The sequence below is a fragment of the Candidatus Pseudothioglobus singularis PS1 genome, from assembly GCF_001281385.1.
GTDB lineage: Bacteria > Pseudomonadota > Gammaproteobacteria > PS1 > Pseudothioglobaceae > Pseudothioglobus > Pseudothioglobus singularis.
Genome location: NZ_CP006911.1, coordinates 743,836 through 769,557, shown reverse-complemented (window position 1 = coordinate 769,557; position 25,722 = coordinate 743,836). Strand labels below are relative to the sequence as shown.

General features: G+C 35.4%; 26 protein-coding genes. 9 read left to right on the top strand and 17 right to left on the bottom strand.

Translation table 11 applies throughout. From position 1 onward, the window contains the following. The gene (locus W908_RS03935; protein WP_236849170.1) at positions 1 to 513 is read left to right on the top strand and encodes a hypothetical protein; all 513 of its coding nucleotides are present in this window, start codon (positions 1 to 3) and stop codon (positions 511 to 513) included. Here W908_RS03935 and rnt read toward each other — a convergent pair. Continuing rightward, positions 510 to 1,109 carry a ribonuclease T gene (gene rnt / locus W908_RS03930; RefSeq protein WP_053820016.1) on the bottom strand — a complete coding sequence of 200 codons (600 nt, stop codon included), beginning with the start codon at positions 1,107 to 1,109 and terminating at the stop codon, positions 510 to 512. The two genes, W908_RS03935 and rnt, sit on opposite strands and share 4 nt — an antisense overlap. Positions 1,110 to 1,150: 41 nt before the next feature. Beyond that, the gene (locus W908_RS03925) at positions 1,151 to 1,543 is read right to left on the bottom strand and encodes a GNAT family N-acetyltransferase (RefSeq protein WP_053820015.1); all 393 of its coding nucleotides are present in this window, start codon (positions 1,541 to 1,543) and stop codon (positions 1,151 to 1,153) included. A gap of 104 nt (positions 1,544 to 1,647) precedes the next feature. Between W908_RS03925 and ilvD the strand changes: the two genes are divergently transcribed. Next, a complete protein-coding gene (ilvD, locus tag W908_RS03920) occupies positions 1,648 to 3,312 on the top strand; it encodes a dihydroxy-acid dehydratase (RefSeq protein ID WP_053820780.1) in 1,665 nt (554 codons plus the stop codon). Between the two features lie 12 nt (positions 3,313 to 3,324). Here ilvD and rnr read toward each other — a convergent pair whose 3' ends face one another. The 5 genes from rnr to hflK are packed head-to-tail and all read right to left on the bottom strand — an operon-like array spanning position 3,325 to position 9,959. Then, on the bottom strand, positions 3,325 to 5,439 hold the full coding sequence (rnr, locus tag W908_RS03915; protein WP_053820014.1) for a ribonuclease R: 2,115 nt from the start codon (positions 5,437 to 5,439) through the stop codon (positions 3,325 to 3,327). 39 nt (positions 5,440 to 5,478) lie between these two features. Next, complete coding sequence (locus W908_RS03910; RefSeq protein WP_053820013.1) at positions 5,479 to 6,795, bottom strand: adenylosuccinate synthase; 1,317 nt, start codon at positions 6,793 to 6,795, stop codon at positions 5,479 to 5,481. Between the two features lies 1 nt (position 6,796). Then, positions 6,797 to 7,924, bottom strand: a complete 1,128-nt coding sequence (locus tag W908_RS03905) for an ATP phosphoribosyltransferase regulatory subunit (protein WP_053820012.1) — start codon at positions 7,922 to 7,924, stop codon at positions 6,797 to 6,799. A gap of 8 nt (positions 7,925 to 7,932) precedes the next feature. Continuing rightward, a complete protein-coding gene (gene hflC / locus W908_RS03900) occupies positions 7,933 to 8,790 on the bottom strand; it encodes a protease modulator HflC (RefSeq protein WP_020024639.1) in 858 nt (285 codons plus the stop codon). After that, on the bottom strand, positions 8,790 to 9,959 hold the full coding sequence (gene hflK / locus W908_RS03895; protein WP_053820011.1) for an FtsH protease activity modulator HflK: 1,170 nt from the start codon (positions 9,957 to 9,959) through the stop codon (positions 8,790 to 8,792). Before hflK ends, hflC begins: the two co-directional genes overlap by 1 nt. Before the next feature lie 231 nt (positions 9,960 to 10,190). Between hflK and W908_RS03890 the strand changes: the two genes are divergently transcribed. The 7 genes from W908_RS03890 to W908_RS03860 are packed head-to-tail and all read left to right on the top strand — an operon-like array spanning position 10,191 to position 16,841. Next, positions 10,191 to 12,443 carry an LPS-assembly protein LptD gene (locus W908_RS03890; protein WP_053820010.1) on the top strand — a complete coding sequence of 751 codons (2,253 nt, stop codon included), beginning with the start codon at positions 10,191 to 10,193 and terminating at the stop codon, positions 12,441 to 12,443. Continuing rightward, positions 12,443 to 13,321 carry a peptidylprolyl isomerase gene (locus W908_RS03885; protein WP_053820009.1) on the top strand — a complete coding sequence of 293 codons (879 nt, stop codon included), beginning with the start codon at positions 12,443 to 12,445 and terminating at the stop codon, positions 13,319 to 13,321. Before W908_RS03890 ends, W908_RS03885 begins: the two co-directional genes overlap by 1 nt. Positions 13,322 to 13,333: 12 nt before the next feature. After that, positions 13,334 to 14,080: a 23S rRNA (guanosine(2251)-2'-O)-methyltransferase RlmB gene (gene rlmB, locus W908_RS03880; RefSeq protein ID WP_053820008.1), complete on the top strand. Its 747-nt coding sequence runs from the start codon at positions 13,334 to 13,336 to the stop codon at positions 14,078 to 14,080. Between the two features lie 47 nt (positions 14,081 to 14,127). Next, positions 14,128 to 14,652, top strand: a complete 525-nt coding sequence (locus W908_RS03875) for a YceD family protein (RefSeq protein WP_053820007.1) — start codon at positions 14,128 to 14,130, stop codon at positions 14,650 to 14,652. Positions 14,653 to 14,655: 3 nt separating this feature from the next. Then, on the top strand, positions 14,656 to 14,856 hold the full coding sequence (gene rpmF, locus W908_RS03870; protein ID WP_020025363.1) for a 50S ribosomal protein L32: 201 nt from the start codon (positions 14,656 to 14,658) through the stop codon (positions 14,854 to 14,856). A 7-nt stretch (positions 14,857 to 14,863) separates the two neighbouring features. Beyond that, positions 14,864 to 15,886 carry a phosphate acyltransferase PlsX gene (gene plsX, locus W908_RS03865; RefSeq protein ID WP_053820006.1) on the top strand — a complete coding sequence of 341 codons (1,023 nt, stop codon included), beginning with the start codon at positions 14,864 to 14,866 and terminating at the stop codon, positions 15,884 to 15,886. A 10-nt stretch (positions 15,887 to 15,896) separates the two neighbouring features. Next, a complete protein-coding gene (locus W908_RS03860; RefSeq protein ID WP_053820005.1) occupies positions 15,897 to 16,841 on the top strand; it encodes a beta-ketoacyl-ACP synthase III in 945 nt (314 codons plus the stop codon). Here W908_RS03860 and W908_RS03855 read toward each other — a convergent pair. From W908_RS03855 to gltX, 10 genes are all read right to left on the bottom strand, one after another. After that, on the bottom strand, positions 16,838 to 17,713 hold the full coding sequence (locus W908_RS03855; protein ID WP_053820004.1) for a polyprenyl synthetase family protein: 876 nt from the start codon (positions 17,711 to 17,713) through the stop codon (positions 16,838 to 16,840). The genes W908_RS03860 and W908_RS03855 overlap by 4 nt on opposite strands. After that, positions 17,700 to 17,927 (bottom strand): exodeoxyribonuclease VII small subunit, encoded by a 228-nt coding sequence (locus W908_RS03850; RefSeq protein ID WP_053820003.1) that lies wholly within the window; start codon positions 17,925 to 17,927, stop codon positions 17,700 to 17,702. The genes W908_RS03855 and W908_RS03850 overlap by 14 nt, the downstream gene beginning before the upstream one ends. 13 nt (positions 17,928 to 17,940) lie before the next feature. After that, the gene (locus W908_RS03845; protein ID WP_053820002.1) at positions 17,941 to 18,756 is read right to left on the bottom strand and encodes an SDR family NAD(P)-dependent oxidoreductase; all 816 of its coding nucleotides are present in this window, start codon (positions 18,754 to 18,756) and stop codon (positions 17,941 to 17,943) included. Continuing rightward, the gene (gene pcnB, locus W908_RS03840; protein ID WP_053820001.1) at positions 18,753 to 19,892 is read right to left on the bottom strand and encodes a polynucleotide adenylyltransferase PcnB; all 1,140 of its coding nucleotides are present in this window, start codon (positions 19,890 to 19,892) and stop codon (positions 18,753 to 18,755) included. The genes W908_RS03845 and pcnB overlap by 4 nt, the downstream gene beginning before the upstream one ends. Further along, the gene (gene queF, locus W908_RS03835) at positions 19,889 to 20,275 is read right to left on the bottom strand and encodes a preQ(1) synthase (RefSeq protein ID WP_053820000.1); all 387 of its coding nucleotides are present in this window, start codon (positions 20,273 to 20,275) and stop codon (positions 19,889 to 19,891) included. Before queF ends, pcnB begins: the two co-directional genes overlap by 4 nt. Next, a complete protein-coding gene (gene lptF / locus W908_RS03830; protein WP_053819999.1) occupies positions 20,268 to 21,434 on the bottom strand; it encodes an LPS export ABC transporter permease LptF in 1,167 nt (388 codons plus the stop codon). Before lptF ends, queF begins: the two co-directional genes overlap by 8 nt. A 39-nt stretch (positions 21,435 to 21,473) precedes the next feature. Continuing rightward, on the bottom strand, positions 21,474 to 22,736 hold the full coding sequence (gene rho, locus W908_RS03825; protein ID WP_020027654.1) for a transcription termination factor Rho: 1,263 nt from the start codon (positions 22,734 to 22,736) through the stop codon (positions 21,474 to 21,476). A 126-nt stretch (positions 22,737 to 22,862) separates the two neighbouring features. After that, positions 22,863 to 23,189, bottom strand: a complete 327-nt coding sequence (gene trxA, locus W908_RS03820; RefSeq protein WP_053819998.1) for a thioredoxin TrxA — start codon at positions 23,187 to 23,189, stop codon at positions 22,863 to 22,865. A 114-nt stretch (positions 23,190 to 23,303) separates the two neighbouring features. After that, positions 23,304 to 24,242 (bottom strand): AEC family transporter, encoded by a 939-nt coding sequence (locus tag W908_RS03815; protein ID WP_053819997.1) that lies wholly within the window; start codon positions 24,240 to 24,242, stop codon positions 23,304 to 23,306. A 27-nt stretch (positions 24,243 to 24,269) separates the two neighbouring features. Beyond that, positions 24,270 to 25,655 carry a glutamate--tRNA ligase gene (gene gltX, locus W908_RS03810; RefSeq protein ID WP_053819996.1) on the bottom strand — a complete coding sequence of 462 codons (1,386 nt, stop codon included), beginning with the start codon at positions 25,653 to 25,655 and terminating at the stop codon, positions 24,270 to 24,272. Between the last annotated feature and the right edge of the window lie 67 nt (positions 25,656 to 25,722).

Here is a 25,722-nt window from a genome sequence, read left to right as displayed (position 1 = left end):
GTGATTAAAGAGTATAAAAATATGCCTGAAACAACCTATAAAATTTTCCATAATAGAACTGCTGAAAACATCAAGTTTGAAGTTACCAGATTAAGAGAATCCATTCTTAAAACGACCAACCAGTCAGATCAAAGTGATAACCTTGAATTCATCGAAACTTTGCTAAACGAACAAATCCTTGACTTTAAAGCGATAAACCCGTCTAAAGATCAATTAGCTACTAGAACAAATTGGCATGACTTTTTAATTAATAAAACCAAGTTAAGTTTTAATGAATGCCTTTTGATCCTTTTGGGCATTAATCCTATTCATGCTAAAAAGCTAGATTCTGATTTATTCAAAACTAAACTGAATGATGTAACCAATATGAAAAAAAGCTTATTAAATCTAATTTTTTTTCAAAGGGTAGAGAATCACCTTTTAAGGGAAAGATTCCAAAGTAACTCTATCAATAAAGAAGAGTTTATCAAGTGGGCTATGGATTACAAATATTTAAGAAAAATTGAAGACTAATCCTTCAGTTCAAACTTATGAGAATTAAATATTTGACAGAACAGCTCTGATGTTTTTTGCGTATCGTAGAGCGCTGAGTGTGCCTCATTATTATCCCACTCAATGTCCATTTTAGATATCGCTTTAGCGAGAACTGTTTCGCCGCAACAAAGGGCAGAAAGACTGACCGTATCGATCGTTGAAAATTGATGAAATGGACTTTTTAAGTTTGCTCTGAGCGTAGCCGCCTTTACAAACCCAAGATCAAAAAAAGCGTTGTGACCAACAAGGATAGCTCTCGAACACTCTTCAGTTTCTAGCTCCTTATTAATGTGATCAAATATTTCTGACAATGCCTTCTTTTCAGGAACAGCAAGCCTAAAGGGATTATCAATATCAATGCCATTAAATTTAATTGCCGAGGCTTCAATATTTGCCCCTTTAAAAGGCTCAACATGATAATGAAGAGTTGTTTTTGCAAAAAAAGAACCCTCTTCATCCATGCCCAGAATAATTGCACAAATTTCCAAGAGAGCGTCCGTTTGCTCATTAAATCCTGACGTTTCAACGTCTATGACAACAGGAAGGTATCCACGGATTCTATCTTTAAGTTTCATTAATTAGCAGGACTAAAATATATATTTAAATTAGAATAAATCTAGATTCGCCTAGAATAAATAATAGATTTTCTTAAGTCATCATAACTCTTTTGTCTTGAATCAGGAAGAAAACTTAATTCACTCTCAACAAACTCAAACCTAAAGAAGAATCTGCCGCCATACTTAGAGAGCGCAAAAATTGAACTTAGATTTAACTTAGAAGCTTTATCGATTAGTAACTCCATTAATCTTGTTGATGTATCTGTATTATGAAAACTCTTATTCACAACAAGTGCATATATTTCGCCAACGTTCTCATCTTGATATAGTTTTAGACCAGCACAGGCAATAATGTGATTATCTTTCTCTATGCAAACAAAGTCATCAATACGACTGTCAATGGTTTCATAGCTTCTTTCTAATAATCTACCTTCTTCAACAAAAGGTTGCATTAATTCGATAATTTGCCTTGCTTTACTCAACTTGAAGCCTTAATTGCTATTAGAAGCGGGTTATTTTAGTCTAAAATTTGTATTTTTTTGATAATTTAAAAGCAATGTCAAACACTAGAAAATATTCCTCAGTTGTAATTGATGGTTATGAGAGAGCTGCATCCAGAGCAATGCTTTACCCTGTTGGCTTTAAAAAAGAAGATTTTAAAAAGCCACAAGTTGGAATTGCATCAACCTGGTCAATGGTTACGCCATGCAATATGCATATCAATGATTTAGCTAGCGAAGCCGAAAAAGGCGTAAATAGTGCTGGAGGAAAAGCTGTTGTTTTCAATACAATCACTATTTCAGATGGCATCTCAATGGGGTCGGAAGGTATGAAATATTCACTTGTTTCTAGAGAGGTGATTGCTGATTCAATTGAAACAGTAACTGCCTGTCAAGGCTTTGATGGGGTTGTTGCAATTGGTGGATGTGATAAAAATATGCCTGGATGCCTCATGGGGCTTGCTAGACTGAACCGCCCTTCTGTTTTTGTTTATGGCGGAACCATTCAGCCTGGTGCTAATCATACTGATATTGTGAGTGTTTTTGAGGCTGTTGGTAAAAGAGCGAATAATGATATTAATGATATAGAACTTGAACAGATTGAGTCCACTGCCATTCCTGGCCCAGGCTCATGTGGCGGAATGTACACAGCTAATACTATGGCCTCTGCAATAGAGGCACTTGGAATGAGTCTTCCAAATTCGTCCTCTCAGGATGCAATATCTGATGACAAAAATATAGATTGCTCTAGGGCTGGTGAGGCTGTATTAAATCTATTAGAGAAAGATATAAAGCCGAGTGACATTATGACCAAGAAAGCCTTTGAAAACGCCATCACTCTCATTATTACACTTGGTGGATCAACGAATGCTGTGCTCCATTTAATCGCCATGGCGGATGCTATTAATGTTGACCTTACCATCGATGATTTTACGCGAATTGGTGCCAATGTCCCTGTTCTAGCAGATCTTAAGCCATCGGGCAAATACATGATGAGTGAACTGGTTCAAATTGGTGGAACATTGCCGTTAATGAAAATGCTTTTAGACGCGGGTATGCTTCATGGAGAATGCATGACAGTAACTGGTAAAACTTTAGCTGAAAACTTACAGAATGTTCAGTCGTATGATGCTGACCAAGAAATTATTATGCCTTTAGATAAGCCCATCAAAAAGGATTCTCACTTAAGAATTCTAAGGGGCAATCTTGCAACTGAAGGTGCTGTTGCTAAAATCACTGGCAAAGAAGGTTTAACTTTTAGAGGTAATGCTAAAACATTTGGATGTGAGGAGGACGCCCTTCAAGCTGTCCTGAAAGATCAAATTGTTGAAGGTGATGTGATTGTTATTCGATACGAGGGGCCTAAAGGAGGTCCAGGCATGAGAGAAATGTTAGCTCCTACTTCAGCTGTTATGGGGAAAGGTCTCGGCGGAAAAGTTGCGCTCATTACTGATGGAAGATTTTCAGGGGGAACTCACGGATTTGTAGTTGGGCATATTACACCTGAGGCATATACAGGTGGCACTCTTGCTGTTATAGAGGATGGCGATGAAATTCTAATTGATGCTGAAAATAATCGTCTTGAACTCATCGTGGACGAGTCCATTATCAGTCAAAGACTTTCAAATTGGAAGCAGCCCAAACCAAGGTACACAAAAGGTGTTCTTGCTAAATATGCAAAGCTTGCTCAATCGGCTTCTCGAGGCGCAATAACTGAATAACTTTGAAAATGATTAATGAACTGGAATGAATTCAATCTTCCTATCATCAAGATTGACTGAGGCCACTTTAACTTTAATCGTATCACCTAAACGATAAATTTTTCCGCCTCTTTGGCCCTTAAGTTGATGATGAACGTCGTCAAAATTAAAGTAGTCTTCCTTTAAATCGCGAACACTCACTAGGCCCTCAACAAAAATATCTGAAAGCTCTACAAATAGTCCAAATCCAGCAACACCAGAAATGACGCCGCTAAAGCTGTCTCCCACTTTATCTCTCATATATTCACACTTAAGCCACTGTTCAACATCACGTGAAGCATCATCTGCCCTTCTCTCAGTCATCGAAAGATGAGTACCCATTTCAGCCATTCTTTGAGATTGCTCACGTTTTTTATTTGATAAAGACCTTTTAATAGCCCTATGAACTAGAAGATCTGGGTAGCGACGAATTGGCGATGTGAAATGAGCATAATCTTCAAAAGCTAAACCAAAATGACCTTCGTTCTTGGGGGTATAGGTTGCCTGTTTCATGGTTCTTAAGACGACAGTTTTAATAATATTCTCATCTTCTCTGCCTACCGCCTTTTTAAGTAATTTGGCAAAGTCACTGGTGTCTGGCTCAAGCCCTCCATCCAGCCTAAGATCAATTGCAGTTAAAAATTGCCTAGTAATTTCTACCTTTTCAGGGGTTGGCTTTGGATGAACGCGATACAAAAAGTCTTCATTTTCAGTTTGAAGATATTTCGCAGCTGCCTGATTAGCCATCAACATACATTCTTCAATTAACTTGTGGGCATCATTCCTTTTGCGGGCAACAATGTTTTCAATTTTTCCTTTGTCATCAAATAGAATTTGGCTTTCAATTCTATCAAAATCCATGACACCTCTTTTTTGCCTTGAAATCCTGAGGGTTTGGTAAAGTCCATACAAATAGTCCACATTTTCTTTAATTCTGCTGTATTTCTTTCTGAGTGGACTCTCCTTATTCTCTAGCATCTCATTAACCTCTGTATAGGTTAAACGGGCATGGGATAGCATGACTGCTGGGTAAAACTTATAATTCAAAAGTGATCCTAAGGAATCAATCTCCATTTCACAGGCCATACATAGCCTTTCGACTTTTGGGTTAAGAGAGCATAGTCCATTAGAGATCGCCTCAGGCAGCATAGGGACAACCCTGTGGGGGAAATAAACAGAGTTTCCTCTCTCTAAAGACTCGCTATCAAGCTCAGTACCTTCTTTAACATAATGAGATACATCTGCGATAGCAACAATTAATTTCCATCCATTCTCTGATGGAATAGCATAAACAGCATCATCAAAGTCTCTTGAATCTTCGCCATCAATTGTGACCAGCTCTAAATTTGTAATATCAACTCGATTTTTTTTATCCTTTGGCATTACTTTAGTTGGAAGATTTGCTGACTCTTGTAGAGCTTTTTCTCCAAAAGTAGATGGAATTTGGTGGCGATGAATAGCAGAGTCAACCTCGACACCTTCATCTAAATAATTTCCAAGGATTGAAGTAACTTTTCCTGTGGCATTTTTTTCGAGGGTTGGAGAGGTTAATACTTCTATCACAACGACTTGGTTATCTTTACATCCCTCTAAAAGCTTCACAATCTGTATTTCGTGTTTGATACGCTTATCATCGACAATAACATAACTTCTTTGATGATCAATATGAAGTCTTCCAACGAGTGTACTAACCGTCTCTGTAACTTCAACAATTTCTGCATCGAGTTTTCGATTGAGAAGACGCACCTTGACCTTGTCCCCATGAAATGCCAACTTCATTTGTTGACTTGAAAGCCTCAAATCTTTGCCCCCTTTGTCCAATGCGACAAAACCAAATCCCTTAGGGTTAGCTATGACGGTTCCAGATAGAAGGCCTCTGTTAGAAAAAGGGCGATAAACGCCACTTTTGTTGCAACTTAACTGCTTATCCCTGACCATTGCCCTTAATCGTCTTTCAAAGGCTTTTTTTTGGTCATCCTCAAGAGACAGGAGTTCAAAAAGCTGACGTTTACTTTTGGGTTTTTCTTGAATAAAACTTAAAATATGTTCTCGAGATGGAATCGGGCTTTCATATTTTTCCGCTTCACGATGATAGTGAGGGTCTGACATAATGTGCTAAGTATAAAGCAAGCTTAGGATATTTGAAGATTATTCAAATGGATTTTTTAATATCAATGTTTCATCTCTATCAGGACCTGTTGAAAGGATGTCAACTGGAATTTGACTTAGCTCTTCAATTTTCTTAATATAGTTTTGTGCCTCCATAGGTAAATCATCAAAGGAATGTGTTCCAATGGTTGAAGTTTTCCAGCCTGGCATTTCTATATAAATTGGTTTTGCGGCATCATACCCTTCTGCAGAAAATGGAGGGATTGTAGTCTGCTGACCATCTATCTCATAAGCAATACAAATCTTAATTAAGTCTAAATCGTCCATTACATCAAGCTTAGTCAAGCAGATTCCGCTAACAGCATTAAGCTTGAATGAGCGATTTAATATGACTAAATCGAGCCATCCACATCGCCTTTGACGACCTGTTGTCGCTCCAAACTCATGCCCTTTTTTACAAAGCTCCCTTCCGATAGTGTCACCCTGGTCTGTATTTACATCATAATCAAGCTCTGTAGGAAATGGCCCCCCTCCAACTCGGGTTGTATAAGCCTTAACAATCCCCAATACATAGTCAATATCCCTAACGCCGACTCCAGAACCCGTTACAGCGCCTCCTGATGTGGTATTTGAAGACGTTACAAAGGGGTATGTTCCTTGATCAATATCCAAAAGCGCTCCCTGAGCTCCTTCAAATAGGATATTTTCAGAGTTTTTCATTTGTTGGTGAAGTTCATCAGCAACATCAATAATCATTGGTTTTATTGACTTTACCTGCTCCAGTGCTTCTGACAACACTGTCTCAAAATCAACCATTGATTGCTGATAATAATTTTTTAAACTGAAGTTATGATAGTCGACGACCTCTTTTAGTTTTACTGAAAACAACTCTTCGTCCAATAAATCGCCTACTCGAAGTCCCCTTCTAGCAACTTTGTCTTCATAAGCAGGACCAATTCCATTTCCTGTAGTTCCTATAGCAGCTTTACCTCTATGGGCTTCACGTGCGTTATCAAGTTCTATGTGATAAGGAAGAATTAATGGGCATCCTGGGCTTATTTTTAACCTAGACTTAACCTCAACGCCTGACTCTTCAAGCTCATTCATCTCTTTAAGAAGAGCAGTCATTGATAAAACTACGCCATGGCCAATATAGCAGTTAACATTACTCCTTAGAATGCCTGATGGAATAAGGTGCAATACTGTTTTCTTGCCATCTATCACCAAGGTATGTCCAGCATTATGTCCACCCTGAAAACGAACTACAGAGCTCACTTTGTCAGTAATCAAATCAACAATCTTCCCTTTACCTTCATCACCCCACTGAGTACCAATGATTACTACATTTTTTCCCATACTATTTCTTTAATCTCCATTTTCCATTTTCTTGAATAAAATCAACTTCAGTTGAACCATTTAAATCTGTTTTAATGATGTGTCCCTTTGATCTAAGGTCATTTATAAATTCAATAAAGTCTGGATTATCAATGTTTGGCGCATTTAGAGCCTTACTTTGATTAATTGAATGTTCTTGCTGATGAATTAAAAACTTAAGATCAAAAGAAAAGCCTGTAGCCTCTCTTTTAGAATCAAATGATTTACTTAGCGCATCGTATCTACCGCCTTGAGCAATCGCCTTAGAAAACTTATCACTGTATGCGGCAAATACAACTCCATCGTGATATTCATAGGCTTTCACTTCACCCAAATCAAACATTAAATCAAGGTTTTTATCTTTGAAAAAATCATTGAGTTTAACTAAATCATTAATTGCATCGACTATTGCTGGAATACTCTTAAATATATCATTAGCCGTTTCAAGTACTTTTTCATTGCCATCAAGAGAGATAAGGGATTTAAATTTATCAGCCTCTTTAATCTTTGTGCTGTGAAGAAAACTTTCAAGGTCTGGAAGTGACTTTCTTCTAAAAATATCTCTTAGCTCAGCAATCTCTTTACTTGGAAGATTTACAGAGGCGCATAGCGCATTAAAAATTGCTGTATTGCCAAGGCTTAATGTTATATTTTTTATATTTAAAAGCTCTAGAGATGAGAGCATTAAGACAATGACCTCTATATCTGCATCAATACCTTTGTGTCCATAAAGTTCTGCGCCTGCTTGAATGGGAGATCTGGATGCATAGAAGTCATCTGCCTTTGTTTGCAGAATTGCATTGATATAGCAGTAACGACTAATGCTATTAGGCGCTGCATGTTTAGAGTCAATTCTTGCAATTTGCGGGGTTATATCAGAGTGCACTCCAAGCATACGCGTTGAAGCTGAATCTAAAAATTTAAAAGTCTTATCATCTATAGACTTTGAATTTAAAACCAAGGTGTCTGAATACTCAATCATTGGAGGAACAACAATGTTGTACCCCCAACTTTGATATAAATCTAATAAATTTCTTCTAGTAGTTTCAAAAGCAATGGCTTCATCACCGGTGAGCTCGTCAATGCCCTCAGGTAATTGCCAATTACTCATAGCCCGAATTATTTAGATGGGTTGAAGTAACGGAAGAACTCAGAATCTGGATTAAGAACAAGGATATCTCCCTGATCACTAAACGATTTCTTATAAGACTCAAGTGAGCGATAGAAAGAGTAGAAATCCACATCTTGGCTATATGCCTCTGCATAATTACTCGCAGAGATAGCATCACCCTCACCACGAATCTTTTCAGAGTCACGATAAGCGTTGGCTAAGATGATTGTTCTTTCCTTGTCTGCAAAGGCTTGAATTTTTTCAGCCTCCTCAGCGCCCTCTGAACGGAATTTATTAGCAATACTTTTTCTCTCTGTTTCCATTCGACTATAGACCGAGTTTCTAACTTCCTGAGCAAGCTCAATTCGTTTAATACGAACGTCTATAACTTCAATACCAAATTCATCTTCAGCGATCGTTTTAAGCTTTGTTTTTACAGTTGCCATAATAGCTTCACGCTCGTCTGAGACTACCTCAATAATAGTTCGCTTTGAAAACTCAGTTCTTAGTGCATCCTGGTTGTTTTGAGCAAGCCTTAGGTTTGCTGAAGCCATTGCACCACCCGTTGAAATATAAAACTTCTCCGTATCGACAATACGCCATTTCACATAAGAATCCACAACAACGTTTTTCTTTTCAACGGTTAAGAATGATTCTGCTGCGGAATCTAGAGTTTGAATACGTTTATCAAACGAGACAACATTGTTGACAAATGGTGTCTTAAACTTCAGTCCAGGTTTATTTTCAACAGAGACAATTTCACCCAGTCTCAATTTAATTGCCACTTGAGTTTCATTAACCGTATAAAGACTCGATGAAAGAAGAATTACCAATAATGCAATTGCTATAATAATTAATTTTTTCATTATCTATTCTCCCTTGAACGTAAAACACCTTGATCATTTGAGCTTCCAGATGGTGTTTGCTGGAAAGAATTGCCTGTAGAAGAAGATTTAGGTGTTCTTGAAGAGTTAATAAGTTTATCAATTGGCAAATACATCATTGAATTTGAACTAGAATCAACAATCACTTTATTTGTAGAACTAAAGACATCTTCAAGTGTCTCTCTATATAAACGCTCTCTAGTAACATCAGGAGCTTTCGTATATTCAGTGAGTATTTGGTTGAAGCGATAAGCCTCACCTTCAGACTTTGAGACCACTTCAGACTTGTAAGCCTCTGCTTCTGCGAGAAGTCTTTGGCTAGCACCACGAGCTTTAGGAACAATATCATTTGCATAAGCCCTCGCTTCGTTTATGTATCTCTGCTCATCTTCCCTTGCCTTTACAACGTCATCAAATGCTGCTTTAAGTTGAATTGGGGGCTGAGCATCCTGCATAGTAACAGCAGTAATCATAAGTCCAGTATTGTATTCGTTTAACAGGGCTTGTGAAGCCACTTTAACTTCTTGAGCAACCTGCTCTCGTCCAGTTGTTAAAACATAATCCATTGTATTGTCACCCACAACCTGCCTGATAACGCTTTGAACCACATGACTAAGTGTCAATTCAGGTTGAAATACATTAAATAAGAATGCCTGAGCATCTGCAACCTTATATTGGACCGCTAACTTAACATCAACCATATTTTCATCTTTGGTAAGCATGAGTGATTCTGAACTTACACCACCACTGTAGGAATTTTGAACATTTCTAAAGCCGATTTCTGCAGAACGAATCTGTTCAACATTTATCTTGTATACCGATTCCACTGGATAAGGAATGTGCCAGTGAGGTCCTTGAGTAGCTGAAGTCTGAAAAGCACCAAAACGCAATACCACGCCTCTCTCAGCAGGATCAACAATATAAATTCCAGTTGCCATCCAAAGTATAAATGCAAGAATTATGATGTACTTAAAGCTTCCCTTTGCAGCTTTGCTAGCACCAGAATTACCTGATGAGCTCCCAGAAGATTTTCCGCCAAAAGCACTATTAAATTTGTTTTTAAAGTCTTTAATAACCTCATCAAGCTCAGGAGGAGTTTGATTATTGTTATCATTCCAAGCCATTGAGGCTCCTTTTTTATTATTATTCACGCAGTTTCCTTAAATAATTAAGTTAATGTAAAGATATGGTCAAAGATGAAAAAAACAAGTACTTTAATGTGTTAAACAAAAATTTATTAATCTCTTATTAAAACCAAAAATTTATTTTACCTAATAAAGGTTTCAAAAAGATAAATTTAGACTGCAATAAAGTTTGAAAATCTCATGTAGTTTCGAATTATATATAATGATAAAATAACATTTTCAATAGACGCTAACTTTATGAAGAAGCCCTTAATTTTTGTTTTTTTGATGTTAGCTCATTTATGTATTAATGCAGAAGGAGTAAACCTTAATTGTGCTCCAACTCAATCAGTTTGTGATAATTGTCCTCAATACCAGACACTTTTTCCGCTAGAGCAATTTTCAGAAAATACTGGTGCACTTGATATTGAGGCAGACAAAAGTGAAATTATTGAAGAAAAGTATCTTCTTTCAGGAAATGTAGAGGTAAATTCAGAAAACTTATATCTGTCAGCTAATGAAGTGGAAGTATCTTCAGCTGACCGCTCACTCTTAGCTGAAGGAAATGTAAGGTTTCAAGACGAATCTTATCTTATAACTAGCGCTACTCTCTCTTCATCAAGGAAAGATGATGAACTTATTGCTGTTGCTACTAACGCAAATTATCAAGATTATTCAGTTGGTCTTGGGGGTGCAAATGGCTATACAGAAGTTATTGAAAAAACGCCAACCAGCGTTCTATTAACTAACACAACTTACAGCCTATGCCCAGTAGATCAAAATGATTGGCAAATTGATGCAGATCAAATAGAATTAAATCTTAAAAAAAATAGAGGTGTTGCTGATAATGCAACAATCAAGTTTTATGGGGTGCCGATATTCTATACACCCAAGTATAGCTGGGTTCTTGCTGGTCGTGGCTCAGGATTTTTAACTCCAGAATACTCAACTTATAACGAGCCTGGTCAAAATGATGATGCTTATAGTCTTCGGGTTCCCTACTACTTCAATTTATCCCCTGATCGAGATTTATTAGTTGCACTGACTTATATGTCTAGTCGACGATTTATCTATGAAGGCAAATACCGTCAACTCATTGCACCAAAAATTTCTGCCGATCATCAAGACTCTATCTATTCAATTGAAGCAAAATATTTACCCGAAGATAAAATTACAGGTTTAAAAAGATGGCTTGTCAATTTTTCTGAAGAATTGGATTTATCTGACAATATTCATTTAAGTGCTCAATTTCATCGCGTATCTGATGCAAAGTATTTTAGAGAAATCTCTAAAACAGATACTGATTTAAAAACTCTTAAGTCATCATTAAAATATACTTATGAAGATAAAGAGAATAACTTTTCATTAGCAGTATTAACTGAAAATGAACAAATTGTTAATGCTGGAACTCCAGAATATACAAGAGCATTAGAGGGTTCAATGTCTAAAACGCTTAATGCAGATCAAAAAATACCTATACAGGTTGATTTAGTTAGTACGCGTTTTGCACATGAAACTGCCACTAAAGACTCAGGAACAAGAACTCATGGAAAATTTGGCATTTCTAGAGAACTCAATATTCAGTATCCAAAAATTACACCGCGTGCTAATATTGCTATTACTAATTATTCTTTAAAAAATAGCCCAAATATTAATAGAACTATTTTAGGCTCTGGATTGAATATTGACTTTACTGTCATTAATGAAACTAACCTTTTTAGTTATCAAGTTAACCATCGAATTAGCCCATTAATTACTTATAACTATAGGGCAAAAAAAGTACAAGGTAATATTCCACTATTTGATAGTACTGATAAATATGATGACATCATTAGTTTTTCTGATCTTACATCTGGAGAAAGATATACTGGTCTTGATAGAATAACTAATGCTAATGACATTACATTGAGTCTTGAATCAACTTATCGTAAAGTTGGTGCTTTGGAAGACGACAAAGATTTATTAAGTTTGAAAATTGCACAAACCTACTATACCGATGATGAAGTAGTAAGTAATATATCAAATACTAACTACGAAACAAGAAAATCATACTCAGATATTGCCGCTTCAATTGACATGTCGTTAAATAAATTCAATATTAGTTCAGCAGCTCAATTCAATCCAGATAAGTCTAAAGTAGTTAAAAAGGAAAATACAATTAGCTACAGCCCTTCCTCTAGACAATTTGTTTCTTTAAGTTTTATTGATGACGGCACAAAAGAAACAGAAAAATTTTATGGAGCTTATCCTCTAACTGACTCAATTCATGTCTTTGGAGGTATTGATAAAACCACTTCTACTGGCGTAACCAATGCTGAAACAACTGGAATAGCTTATGAATCCTGTTGCTGGGCATTTAGATTAGCTCATTTCAAAGAAGATAACTCCTCAGGTGGCCACAACTACAGCACTGGAATGGAGCTAGTTCTAACTGGTCTAGGGTCAACTTCATCTCCTCTTAAAGATAAAATAGAAAATAAAATTCAGGGGTATACAGCTAATCTAAGATAATGAAAAAAATCTTAGTTCTGCTCCTTTTTATATGTTCAAGTAGTGTTTTTTCAGAAAACACAATAATCGCCATAGCTAACAATAATGCTATTACATTAAATTCTTTAATAATTCATTTGGATAAAGCAAGCTCCAAGCAAGAAAAAATAAAGATTATTAATAATCACATTGACAATAAACTTCAAATACAAAAAGCTACTGAACTGAAATTAACTCCAACTAAGAGAGATATTGAAAACATATTAAATAATATTGCTCAAAGTAATAATCTCTCTTTGAAAGAATTAATGGGTTTTGAGAATTTTTCTTCAATTGAGAAAAAAGTTTTAGAGAATTTATCGATTTTAAATTTACAAAGATTTATTACTAAAGAGTTAAAGATTTCTGAAGAGCAAATTCTTACGTTATGCCCAGATAAGAAAGTTATTAAAGATGAAAAACAAATTAAGATTGCTCAAATAATTATTTCTGAAATAGATAATCAAAACATTGACTTAGCCAAAAAAAACCTATTGATAAAAGATTTTCTGAGCAAGCTTGCAGGTCATATTGAAAAAGGAGCTTCATTTGAAGCCTTTGCAAAACTCCACTCACAGCATCCAAGTTATTATAATGGTGGCATTACAGACTGGCTTAGAGTCGAAGGTCCAACTCTAAAGATGCTAGATTCACTTGGCATTAAAGAAGTTTCAGAAATTTATATGACTGATTTTGGACTTGCAATTGCAACAAAGGTTGATGAACGTTTTATTAGTAGTAAACTTAAAGAATGCAAAGAAAGAGCGATCTATGAGCATGCTGAAATGTATTATTCAGATTGGCTAACAAATCTCAGAGAAGAAGCCAATATAGAAATTTATTATGACAAATTACTTTAAAACATAATTTTAATGTCCAAATCTATTAATTTATTTGGCTTTCATAGCATTGAAAGCTTGCTTATAACTAATCCTGAATTGATTATCAAAGTTTCAATTCTAAATAATAGGAAAGATAAAAGAGTCAGTGATTTAGTCAAAATACTAACAATTCAGAAAATAGCATTTTCAATGACTGATAAAAATGATTTGAATCGTATTGCAAAAGGCGAAGTTCATCAGGGAGTTATTTCTGAGGTAATACTTCCTCCAGTTCTGACTGAAGAATTACTTTTTAAATCTATTAGTGAAAATTCATTAAAGCCTTTAATATTAGTTTTAGATTCAATTCAAGATCCAAGAAACTTGGGTGCCTGCCTAAGAAGTGCTAACGCTGCTGGTGTTGATTATGTGGTCATTAATAAAGATGGGTCTGCACCTATTAATGCGGTAGTTCATAAAACCTCCGCTGGAGCTGTAAATAGCCTTAAAATTTTTCATGTCACAAACCTATCACGAACAATCAAAGAGTTTCAAAAAAGAGGAATATGGGTTATTGGTTTAGATGGTTCATCTAAATCAACTATCTATGATGTAAATTTAACTGATGCAACTGCGATAGTAATGGGCGCAGAAGGCAAAGGTATAAGAAGATTAATTAAAGAAAACTGTGATCAAATTGTTACAATACCTATGTCTGGAACTATTGAAAGCCTTAACGTCTCTGTTGCCACAGGTATTGCTCTTTTCGAGAGTAAAAGACAAAGAGAATCCACTTAACATACATAAAAATTTTGGGTATAATTTTCGGCTTTAGAAATTAGATAATGGAAAAGAGTACGCAGCTTCCAAAAACTATAAAAGTATTTAACTTTGCTAAAAAAGAAGTTAATTTGCACGGTGAATATAAAATTGCAAACGTGCCTAGAGTTTCAGATCTAGCAAGGAATAATGAAGACAATTTAAAAGTGAATTTATCTTTTCATTTAGAAAATGGAAAAACCCCTTGCGTTAAGGGGATAATTAATTCTAAGATAGTTTTAGATTGTCAGCGCTGCTTAGACGCCCTAAATTTAGATTTAAAGGTGTTTTTTAATCTTGCCTTTGTAAGATATGAAAGCCAAGCAGAAGGACTAGATAAAGTTTACGAGGTATATGTTTTGGGAGAGGATGAAGAAATAAATACATTGGATTTAATATCTGATGAGCTTCTTTTGTCGCTTCCAATGGCACCATCTCATAAGTTTGATTGCAGTTTAAAAGTTGAATCAGAAATAAAGGTTGAAAAGGTTCATGAAAATCCTTTCGATGTTCTAAAAAATATTAAAATAGCCGATTTTGGCAAGGAGTAAAAAATGGCAGTTCAAAAAAGCAGAAAGACACCTTCTAAAAGAGGGATGCGTCGCTCTCACAATGCGTTAAAAAATCCTGCATTGTCTGAAGATCCAGAAACAGGCGAAACTCACCTTAGACATCATATTACCGCTGATGGATATTATCGTGGGAAGCAGGTAATTAAATCTGCTGCTGATGATATCGAAGAAGTAGAAGCCTAAACAATCCATGTCTATAAGGGTATCAATAGATGCCTCAGGTGGTGATTTTGGATTTTCAGTCACTATCAATGCTGGTATTAGTGCCTTAAAGACCTATGATGATCTTTTAATCAATTTTGTAGGTGATGAGGCTGGGATTAAGAATGAGCTGAATAAAAATTCTTCTTATTCAAATTTTGCTGATCGTATTGATGTCACTCATGCCTCAGAGGTTATCAATATGAGTGATTCTCCCTCTGTGGCTCTAAGACACAAAAAAGACTCCTCAATGAGGATTGCTATTAACCTAGTTAAAAATGGTGATGCTGATGCTTGCGTAAGTGCTGGCAATACAGGCGCACTCATGTCCATTGCACGGTTTGTACTTAAAACTATTGAAGGGGTTGATAGGCCTGCTATTATGTCAGCCGTTCCGACTCTAACTGGACCAACCCATGTTCTAGACTTAGGTGCCAATATTGACTCAAGACCTAGCACCCTTCTTCAATTTGCAATCATGGGCTCCATAGCAGTTCAAAATACTGAAAATATAGAAAATCCTTCAGTAGGACTTTTAAATGTTGGCTCTGAGGAATTAAAAGGAAATGAAAAAAGTCAAGAAACTTCAGAACTCTTAAAAAATTCATCCCTTAACTATATTGGATTTGTTGAGGGTGATGATATTTACAAAGGAAATATAGATGTCATAGTCTGTGATGGCTTTGAGGGAAATATTGCACTCAAGGCAAGTGAAGGAGTTGCAAAAATGTTCTCCTATTTCATCAAGAAGTCATTCAATAAAAACCTTTTTACCAAACTTGTCGCTCTAATAGCACAGCCAGTTATGAGAGACTTTAAATCCAAAGTTGATCCTGGAAAATATAATGGTGCAAGCCTACTTGGGTTAAAAGGTGTAGTTGTTAAGAGTCATGGTAATGCAGACATTGATTCATTTCTCCAAGCAATAAAAGAAGCCTATCTAGAGGCTCATGCTAAAATAACAGATAAAATCTCAACGCAATTAACGCGAGAATTAGAAGAGCATAAATAATTATTAGATCATGAAAAAATATGCAAGAATTACTGGAACTGGAAGTTATTTACCTACAAAAGTTGTCACTAATTTTGATCTTGAAAAAACCCTTGACACCTCTGACGAGTGGATTACTGCAAGAACAGGTATCAAGGAAAGAAGGATTGTAACTGGCCAAAATACTTGTGATCTTGCCCTTGAAGCAAGCATTAAAGCCCTTTCAATGGCGAAGATTGAGCCAGAAGAAATTGATCTTATTATTCTTTCAACAACAACGCCAGACAAAATTTTTCCTGCAACTGCAACAATGCTTCAAAATCGACTTGGGGCCTCATGCCCAGCCTTTGATCTTCAAGCAGTATGTGCAGGCTTTGTCTTCGCTTTAACAACCGCACAGCAATATATTGAAAATGGAAGTGCTAAAAATATTTTAGTAGTTGGCAGTGAAACGATGTCAAAAATTGTTGATTGGTCTGATCGATCAACGGCTATTTTATTTGCTGATGGGGCTGGAGCAGTAGTTTTAAGTGCAGATAACACAACAGGTATTAAACATTCAAAGCTTTTTAGTGATGGTAGCTACCTTTCTTCTCTTCACGTAAATAATAATGGTATTGATGAGCTTGGAACAATCCAGATGGAAGGTAATGAAGTTTTTAAAATTGCTGTTAATAGACTTTCAGACCTTGCAGAAGAGACCCTCAATGAATGCAATATGAGCTCAGAAGACTTGACTTGGATGGTTCCGCATCAGGCAAATATTCGAATCATCAAGGCTGTTGCAAAAAGAATCAAACTACCAATGGAAAAGGTGATTCAAACCCTTGATAAACATGGCAATACCTCAGCAGCGTCTATACCTCTTGCACTTGACGTTGGGGTTCGTGATGGAAGAATAAAAAAAGGAGATACACTGCTATTTGAAGGAATTGGTGGCGGCTTTAGCTGGGGAAGTGTACTCTTAGAGTATTAATATGACCTATTCATGAGTCTTGTTGTAAGCAAGCTTAATGGCCCACAATCAACGCTCAAATGAGACAATTCTTCTTGAGCATTTTGGTATAGATTTTCAAAAGTTTTGATGGACTCATTCAGGCCAATTATTGAAGGGTAGGAAGGTTTGTTTTTTACTGCATCTGAGTTTTGACGCTTACCCAATACTTCGTCAGAAGTAGTTACATCTAAAACATCATCTTGAATCTGATAGGCAAGCCCTAAATGACTTGCGAAAGACTCTAGTATTGATAAATCATTTTCACTTGCATTATGTAATAATGCACCAAATTTAATAGAACAATTTAGTAATGCGCCAGTTTTCTTTTGATGCATTTTATTAAGAATATTGAGATCAACTTTTTTGGAGACAACAGATAAATCAATTGATTGCCCCTCTGCCATAGCATAGGATGATTTAGCCATTAACTCTAAAAGCTTTATTTTTGTATCAGCATTAATAAGAGGGTCATTTGAAATTAAACTAAATGCCAAAGCCTGGAGACCATCGCCAGCAAGAATAGCTTGAGCCTCGCCAAAAACCTTGTGATTGGAAAGCTGATTGTGTCTTATGTCATCGTTATCCATTGCAGGTAAGTCATCATGGATTAGAGAGTAAATATGAATTAATTCAATTGCACTAGCGCATGAGTCAGCTTTTTCTATTTCTGAGTCATATAAACTAGCTACTGTATAGGTTAAGATTGGCCTAAACCTCTTTCCTCCAGCTAAAACGCTATACTTCATAACATCCCTAAGCTCTATATCAGAGTTAGGACTTGAAGGAATAGAGCCTAAAAAACTGTCCAAACAGGAGTTAACTCTCTCCCTATACTGGTCATGAATCTTCAAAAGACTTTTCTTCGTTGTAGTTATCGCTTTCACTTAAAACACTAATACGCTGCTCAGCATCCGTAAGCGCAGTATGGCATTGCCTATGGATTTTAACCCCCTCTTCAAAGTATTTAAGCGACTCCTCTAGGCTTAAATCACCCGACTCCATTTTGCTAATGATTTCCTCAAGCTTTAACAAGCCTTTATTGAAATTGAATTTTTCAGCCGCCATTAGAGTCTCTCGCTTATGATTGATTTAAGATATTATCCATCCATTTACTAGGGAATATTTTACCTAACAAAGAAAAAAGTTTTGTTGGAAAGGTGACTCGATAGTAATTTTTTGGATTGCTGGACTCTAATGCATGTATTGCACACTTTAAAACTGCCTCAGGAGGCAGAGTGAATTTAACATTTTGGCCTGACTTAAGCCTCTTTATCATTACTTTGTATTGAGTCTGGTAATGACTTTTAGAAATATCAATATTTTTCTTGAATGCCAAATAAGCGTTCTCTCTAAATTTTGATTCTATTGGACCTGGTTGTATTGAAGAAAGCTTGATATTTGTATCTCTCAGCTCTAATCGTAATGTGCCAACAAGCCCTTCAATAGCAAACTTTGATGCAACATATGCACCCCTTGAAGGCATTGCCACAAAACCCAGTACAGAGCTTATGTAGATAATTCTACCCGAATTAATATTTCTCATCCCAGGAAGGACTAAGTTTGTAAGCTCATGCCAACCAAAAACATTAGATTGAAACTGTTTTTCTAGAGTATCTCTCGAAATATCCTCAAGGGCGCCAGCTTGACCATAAGCCCCATTATTGATTAGTGCATAAACATTATCAGTCATTTCAAAAAGTTTAATTACTGCATCATTTATTGACTCTGATGAAGCTAAATCTAAAAGAAGAGACTCAAAACCAAGATTTTGAAGGTTTTTGACATCATCAGGAGATCTTGCTGAAGCAAAGACTCGATAACCTTTATCTTTAAGTCCTTTTGCTATACAAAGACCAATGCCACTTGAACAGCCTGTAATTAATACAGATTTCATTTTTGAATATTGGTCCAATACTCTGCTTTAGCTCTTAAATCTTTATCAATACTTTCAGATCTTAACACAAGAAAATCATAAGCCATCCTAAAACGAGGGTTTCTAATAAGTGCTTTTGATTTTTTTGGATTATAGTTCTCTAACTGATATTGCATTAACCATATGTCCTTGACTCGAGATGAGAGCCATCTAGGCATCATCACTTGCTGTGTTTGTTTCTTAATGACATCTTCAGAAGCCTGAAGCATTAACTCAATTCGAGATTTGTTTTTTTTACTTATTTGATTAAACCTTTTATTCACTGCAGACCACAGGAAAACTGCAAATAAAAAAGCAGGTGTAACACTGTTGCCATTCCTGATTCTTTCAGAGGTATTGATTAAAGAGGAATCAACAAATGGGTTTTCTTTAGTTTGTGAAAAAAGATGTCTTAAAAGACCCAGTCGATCAAGCTCATGGAATATTTCAATCGAATTTTCATTATGAAAAAGCTTAATAACCTCCTCATAAAGTCTTGCTGGAGGGATTTTTACAAGTAACTGAGAGTTTGCTTGAATTGCTTCAATAAGCTGAGATTCAATATTCGCATTCAATTTTGCCTGAAAACGAACTGCTCGAATCATCCTAACTGGATCTTCCTCAAAACGCTCTGAGGGGTCACCAATCATTTTAATTTTTAAAGCTTTTAGATCATCAAGCCCACCCACATAATCGATAATTTCAGATTTTTTAATATCATAATAAAGACCATTTACAGTAAAGTCTCTTCGAAAAACATCGTCTTCTAGGGCACCATAATAATTATCTCTAAGCACCAAACCATCATTTGAAGTTTGGACTTTACCAGCACGAAAAGTTGCAACTTCAATGAATTTTCTTGCTGAAAACATAATATGAACTAACTTAAAACGCCTTCCAATAATTCTAGAGCGTTTAAAAAGTTTATGAATTTGTTCTGGTGTTGCACTAGTTGCTATATCAAAGTCCTTAGGTTTGTGTCCAAGAAGAATATCTCTTATACAACCCCCTACTAAATAAGTCTCATGGTCTGATTTATTTAATTTTTTTAAGATCTTTAAAGCATCTTGATCTAATAATTTTTTGTCAAATTTAACCTTTTGACGAATTGGACTCATATACTAACAACTTCTCTTGGAGACCAACCTTCTTTTCTATGTTCGCATTCAACATTTGTATAGACCCCACCTCTAACATTAAAGACAGCTTTTAGTCTTATAAAACGAGGATCCATAACCTCAACTAAATCATCTAAAATCTTATTTGTTACAGCCTCATGAAAAGCCCCTTCATTTCTATACGACCAGAAATAATTCTTTAATGCTTTTAGCTCAACACAAAATTTATCTGCAATATACTCAATATGAATATCAGCAAAATCAGGCTGGCCTGTTAATGGACATAAACATGTAAATTCTGATGAATCAATTCGAATTACGAAATCTCTTTCAGAATTGGGATTGTCAAAGACTTCTAATATTTTACTTGGTGAACTAGACATTTTTTTTCTCTGGTTTAAATAAAATAAGTATTTTATCAATAAAATATAATAATTTTCCTTCTCTTAAGTGATACAAAAAAAGGAAAAATAAAATAAACAATAAATGAACTGACCATAAGCCTACCATAGGATTTAATTCTCCATTTTCAATTGAAGTTTTGGCTACCAATAATCCATTGTTATAAATCATAAAAATTAAAACACCAATTAACAAATTAATGCCCTTGCCATTTCTTGGAGAGGCTTTGCCCAAAAGAACTCCAATAATAGATAAAATTAAAATTGATATTGGCTGTGAAAAGCGCCACTGCATCTCAGCATTTGCTAGCAAACTATCATCAGTTAACAAATTGATTGAAGTTTTTTCTTCAACTTCAGAAAAATTAGAGAGCGACTTTTGAACTTCACCAGAAACTATCTCTAAATCATATTGATCAAAATCTAATATGTTTACATTTAGATTGCCAGGAAGTCCTTCATATCTAACGCCATCTTTAAGTCTTAAATAAATACTTTGATTTTTAGAGTCAGTATACTTTGTAGCTTCAGAAGCTAAAACAATAACTGGACTCTCTTTACTTGACACATAGATAAAGACTTCTTCCATATTTTGCTCACCTGCATTATCAATACCTGATGATTCTGAAGCATAAAAAATAATCTCACCATTTTTAAAATTTTCAAACTTTCCTTCAGTAATAAAAGAAAACTCAGAAGCATTAACAGTTTCATCCTCCGCATAACTCTTTTGCTGTTTTGCCCATGGAACAGCATAAATAGTAAGAAAAAAAACTACAATAAAAGAGAAGATAACTATTGGCTGAATATAATATATAAATGCTTTATCCCCCATACCAAAAGAATTCATAACAACTGCTTCTGAGCTTTTATACATTTGAGATATAGAAATTATAATTGCTAAGAAAAGAGAAAGTGAAAATATGACGGGTATATCGCGTAGCATATTAAAACCAACAATTGGCATAAGTTCCTGAAAAGGAATACCATGCTCAACACTTTCTTGAACTGTTAAGACAAATTGATTACCAAAAACGATAAGCCCAACAATAAAAAAAATAGATAAAAGAAAAATGATTAAATTTTTCAGTAGATATCTTGAAATTATTGTATTTGGAATATTAAAGATTTTATACAGCATAAAGTTAATTATAAATTACCCTTGCTGATAAGCGAGCCTTTACTTCTTTTGTTTCATCGAATCGAAAAACTCATCATTAGTCTTGGTGAATCTTAGTCTTTCAATTAAAAACTCAGCAGCTTCGACAGTATCCATTGGATGAAGAATTTTTCTTAAAATCCACATTTTTTGGAGTTCTTGTTCATCTGTGATAAGCTCCTCACGCCTTGTACCAGAGGCATTAATGTTTATAGCAGGGAAGATGCGTTTTTCAGACAATCTTCTTTCAAGATGAAGCTCCATATTGCCGGTACCTTTAAACTCCTGATAAATGACTTCATCCATCTTAGATCCAGTATCAACTAAAGCTGTTGCAATTATAGTAATACTACCACCATTTTCAATATTACGAGCTGCTCCAAAAAAACGCTTTGGCCTTTGGAGTGCATTAGCATCAACTCCGCCAGTTAGGACCTTCCCTGAGGATGGAGCAACTGTATTGTATGCCCTCGCAAGACGAGTTATTGAATCAAGCAGAATAATGACGTCTTTACCTTGCTCAGCTCTTCTTTTTGCCTTTTCAATAACAATCTCTGCAACCTGAACATGTCTTTTGGCTGGTTCATCAAAAGTTGAAGAAATAACCTCACCTCGAACTGTTCGCTCCATTTCAGTTACTTCTTCAGGTCTTTCATCGATCAACAATACAATTAATTCACATTCAGGATGGTTAACTGCTATTGAAGAAGCGATATTTTGCATAATCATTGTCTTACCTGCCTTAGGTGGGGCAACTAATAGCCCTCTTTGTCCTTTTCCAAATGGTGCAACAAGATCAATGACTCTTGCTGTAATATCTTCTGTACCACCATTTCCTAGCTCAAGTCCAAGTCTTTGATTTGGATGAAGTGGTGTAAGGGAAGAAAATGGGATCCGATTTCTAATATTTTCAGGTGAATCTTCATTTACTTCTGAAACCTTTACAAGCGCAAAATATTTTTCACCTTTCTTTGGGGCTCTAATTTTTCCAGTAACAACATCACCAGTCGAGAGATTAAATCGTCTAATTTGATTGGGTGAGACATAAATGTCATCAGGGCCAGAAACATATGAATCATTTGAAGATCTTAAGAAGCCATAACCCTCTTGTAAGATATCTAAAACACCATCTCCCAGAACCTCCTCTTCGTTATCAGCCTTATGTTTAAGAATTGCGAAGATGAGAGTTTGTTTTTTTGCTCTAGAAATATTCTCAATACCAAGAGATTGAGCAAGTTCAAGAAGTTCGGCAGGCGTTTTAATTTTAAGTTCTGATAGTTTCATATAGATTTATAAGTTTTTTTAAGAATTGGCATAATGCCATAGGAAACAAACAATAGAAATAAATGTTTGTTTAAAGAGTATTTAATTTAAGTTTTATATTATTTGTTTAGGAAATTGGTTTAATTATTAAATATTTGAATCCAAGAAAGCGTTTAGATTCGGCTTTGAGAGAGCGCCAACCTTTGTGGCCTGAACAGCTCCATCTTTAAATAAAAGCATAGTAGGAATTCCTCTTATGCCATATTTGGGGGGTAATTGAACATTTTCATCAACATTTACTTTAGCGATTGTAATTTTCCCTTCATATTCATCTGCGATTTCATCAAGGATTGGGGCAAGAGCCTTACACGGACCACACCACTCTGCCCAAAAGTCTACCAATACGGGTTGTGAAGAATTTACAACATCTTCTTCAAAAGAGGCGTCACTAACTACGATAATTTTGTCGTTCATGTACTAAAAAATGGAATGTATAAATAGAGTTGAAATAACCTATAAGTTACATTATAACACTTCTTTCAGGTAATTCTGTTTATTTAAAAAAAGATTAATTGTGGCAATTTTTTATTAAATAAATGCAAGTAATATCGGTATCGTGATGAAAGACAAAACAACTTGCGTGGTTATTATGCTAGTCATTAATTGATCGTCTGCTCCAAACTGTCTAGCAAGTGTATGAGAACTAACAGCTGTCGGCACGGCCGCAAAAATAACTGCAACTACCACTTCAATCTCACTGAGCCCTAAATAATTAGCTACACAAAAAGCAATCAATGGCAAAGCTAATAATTTGAGAAAATTGGATATTAAGATTGGAGTAATAGTTAAAGCCAAATCACGTACCTTAATCTTAGCGCCAATAGTTAATAACATTATTGGAAGAGCTGCAGAACCAAGCAAACCAGAAGTATCGATAATTACTTTTAATTTTTCTGATTGAATTATTGAAAATATTAGACCTGCAATCATTGAAAGGATAAAAGGATTTTTGCTTAACTCGACAAATACAGTTTTAAATTCATTATTTGATGTATTTTTTTTTGATTGGCCAAAATTCATTACCATAGTTGTTACTATAATAATATTAATGCTAGGAACATAGATAAGCATAAATATTGAGGCTATTTTTAAACCTTCATCTCCAAAAAGACTTCCAGTAATTGCTAAAGCAATAAAAGCATTTTGTCTGACTGCTCCTTGAAGTATTGATGTCCATCTTTCTGGAGGGTATCCAAGCAATTTGCCTAGAATAAGAACAGTCAATATTGCAATAAAAAATCCTACATAAATGATTATAGAATAGCTATAAAGCATTTCGGAAGATAAATTAATTTGAGATATATAGTGGAATAATAATGCCGGAATGAGAACCCAATAACATAACTTATCGTTAATCTCCCAAAAAGATACATCAGGTACTTTAATCCTTCTCAGAAAATTGCCAAGGATAATTAAAAGGAAGACTGGCGAGACCAATAGAAAGATTTGAAAGAAGTTTGAAAGCATTTACTCTTTTATATGAAATAGTATTTTCTAACTATTGCTATTAATCCAATCAATAGCTTTTTCTAATCTGGCCAAGGTTCTTTCTTTGCCAACAAATTGAGCGCTTATATCAATACTTCCAGACTTACCATTACCAGTTAGTGCCAACCTGAAAGGCTGACCAACCTTACCAAAACCTATATCATGCCCTTCACAAATAATCTTTATTACTGAATGAATGTTCTCAGCAGTCCAGCTATTAATTGAATTGAGATTGGCAACTAGATCCTCTAAAATTGGCTTAGAATTAGTATTGAATACCTTATTTGCCTGAACTGAATCAAACGCATCAAAATCACAATAAAACATGACGCAGCTCTGTGCCATATCAACTAGTGACCCTGACCTTTCTCTTAGAGACTCAGCCAACTCATAAATATTAGGGCCATTATCTAGATTAATATTTAAATTATTGAGATGCCATTTAAGATTTTCAACCAGATTATTGATTTCAGTGGACTTAATATAGGACTGATTAATCCACTCTAATTTTTCTTGATTGAAGCTAGCTGGAGAATTATTTATATTTTTTAGTTCAAAAAGATCAATCATCTCTTCTACTGAAAAAATTTCTTGGTCTCCGTTTGACCAGCCAAGCCTCACAATATAATTTAATAACGCTTCAGGTAAAAAGCCTTCATCCCTATATGCAAGAAGGTTAAGTGCTCCATGTCTTTTTGATAAACGAGAGCCATCTGAGCCAAGGATCATTGGAACGTGGGCAAACTCGGGCAAAGGCCATCCCATAGCTTTATAAAGATTAATCTGTTTAGGAGTATTATTGATATGATCATCGCCCCTTATTACGCAGTCAATTTCCATGTCATGATCATCAACCACAACAGTTAAATTATAGGTTGGAGAGCCATCTGTCCTTGAGATTATTAAATCGTCTAACTCAGAATTTGAAATTCTCACCTCACCCTTTACAAAATCATGAAATACTACTAATCCATCGTCAGGGTTAAGAAATCGAATGACGCCATTCTTTAGGGCTTTATCTCGGCAACATCCATCGTATTTAGGCTTCTCCTTTTTGGCAATCTGATTTTCTCTCATCTTTTCCAAACGCTCTTTAGAGCAATCACAATAATAGGCCTTGCCATTTGAAAGGAGTTCGTTAATGACCTCATTGTAGCGCTCAGTTCTATCACTTTGATAGATTGGGCCTTCGTCATAGTCAAGACCCAGCCACTCCATTCCATCTAAAATGGCGTCTACAGAAGTCTGAGTTGATCGCTCTTGATCAGTATCTTCTATTCTCAGTAAGAACTTACTGCTTGTTTTTTTAGCCCAAAGCCATGCAAAAAGAGCAGTTCTGGCGCCGCCAATATGCAAATAACCTGTTGGTGAAGGTGCAAATCTCGATTTCATTAATTACTCTTTAAAAAACAATAGAAGTAGCTTTTGAACATTATAAAAATAAATTGATTGTTATTGA

Bases quoted from the DNA above. Each gene is read 5' to 3' on its own strand.
- rnt (WP_053820016.1), bottom strand. From the start codon at position 1,109: ATGAAACTTAAAGATAGAATCCGTGGATACCTTCCTGTTGTCATAGAC.
- W908_RS03925 (WP_053820015.1), bottom strand. From the start codon at position 1,543: ATGCAACCTTTTGTTGAAGAAGGTAGATTATTAGAAAGAAGCTATGAA.
- ilvD (WP_053820780.1), top strand. From the start codon at position 1,648: ATGTCAAACACTAGAAAATATTCCTCAGTTGTAATTGATGGTTATGAG.
- rnr (WP_053820014.1), bottom strand. From the start codon at position 5,439: ATGTCAGACCCTCACTATCATCGTGAAGCGGAAAAATATGAAAGCCCG.
- W908_RS03910 (WP_053820013.1), bottom strand. From the start codon at position 6,795: ATGGGAAAAAATGTAGTAATCATTGGTACTCAGTGGGGTGATGAAGGT.
- W908_RS03905 (WP_053820012.1), bottom strand. From the start codon at position 7,924: ATGAGTAATTGGCAATTACCTGAGGGCATTGACGAGCTCACCGGTGAT.
- hflC (WP_020024639.1), bottom strand. From the start codon at position 8,790: ATGAAAAAATTAATTATTATAGCAATTGCATTATTGGTAATTCTTCTT.
- W908_RS03890 (WP_053820010.1), top strand. From the start codon at position 10,191: ATGAAGAAGCCCTTAATTTTTGTTTTTTTGATGTTAGCTCATTTATGT.
- W908_RS03885 (WP_053820009.1), top strand. From the start codon at position 12,443: ATGAAAAAAATCTTAGTTCTGCTCCTTTTTATATGTTCAAGTAGTGTT.
- rlmB (WP_053820008.1), top strand. From the start codon at position 13,334: ATGTCCAAATCTATTAATTTATTTGGCTTTCATAGCATTGAAAGCTTG.
- W908_RS03875 (WP_053820007.1), top strand. From the start codon at position 14,128: ATGGAAAAGAGTACGCAGCTTCCAAAAACTATAAAAGTATTTAACTTT.
- rpmF (WP_020025363.1), top strand. From the start codon at position 14,656: ATGGCAGTTCAAAAAAGCAGAAAGACACCTTCTAAAAGAGGGATGCGT.
- plsX (WP_053820006.1), top strand. From the start codon at position 14,864: ATGTCTATAAGGGTATCAATAGATGCCTCAGGTGGTGATTTTGGATTT.
- W908_RS03860 (WP_053820005.1), top strand. From the start codon at position 15,897: ATGAAAAAATATGCAAGAATTACTGGAACTGGAAGTTATTTACCTACA.
- W908_RS03850 (WP_053820003.1), bottom strand. From the start codon at position 17,927: ATGGCGGCTGAAAAATTCAATTTCAATAAAGGCTTGTTAAAGCTTGAG.
- W908_RS03845 (WP_053820002.1), bottom strand. From the start codon at position 18,756: ATGAAATCTGTATTAATTACAGGCTGTTCAAGTGGCATTGGTCTTTGT.
- pcnB (WP_053820001.1), bottom strand. From the start codon at position 19,892: ATGAGTCCAATTCGTCAAAAGGTTAAATTTGACAAAAAATTATTAGAT.
- queF (WP_053820000.1), bottom strand. From the start codon at position 20,275: ATGTCTAGTTCACCAAGTAAAATATTAGAAGTCTTTGACAATCCCAAT.
- lptF (WP_053819999.1), bottom strand. From the start codon at position 21,434: ATGCTGTATAAAATCTTTAATATTCCAAATACAATAATTTCAAGATAT.
- rho (WP_020027654.1), bottom strand. From the start codon at position 22,736: ATGAAACTATCAGAACTTAAAATTAAAACGCCTGCCGAACTTCTTGAA.
- trxA (WP_053819998.1), bottom strand. From the start codon at position 23,189: ATGAACGACAAAATTATCGTAGTTAGTGACGCCTCTTTTGAAGAAGAT.
- W908_RS03815 (WP_053819997.1), bottom strand. From the start codon at position 24,242: ATGCTTTCAAACTTCTTTCAAATCTTTCTATTGGTCTCGCCAGTCTTC.
- gltX (WP_053819996.1), bottom strand. From the start codon at position 25,655: ATGAAATCGAGATTTGCACCTTCACCAACAGGTTATTTGCATATTGGC.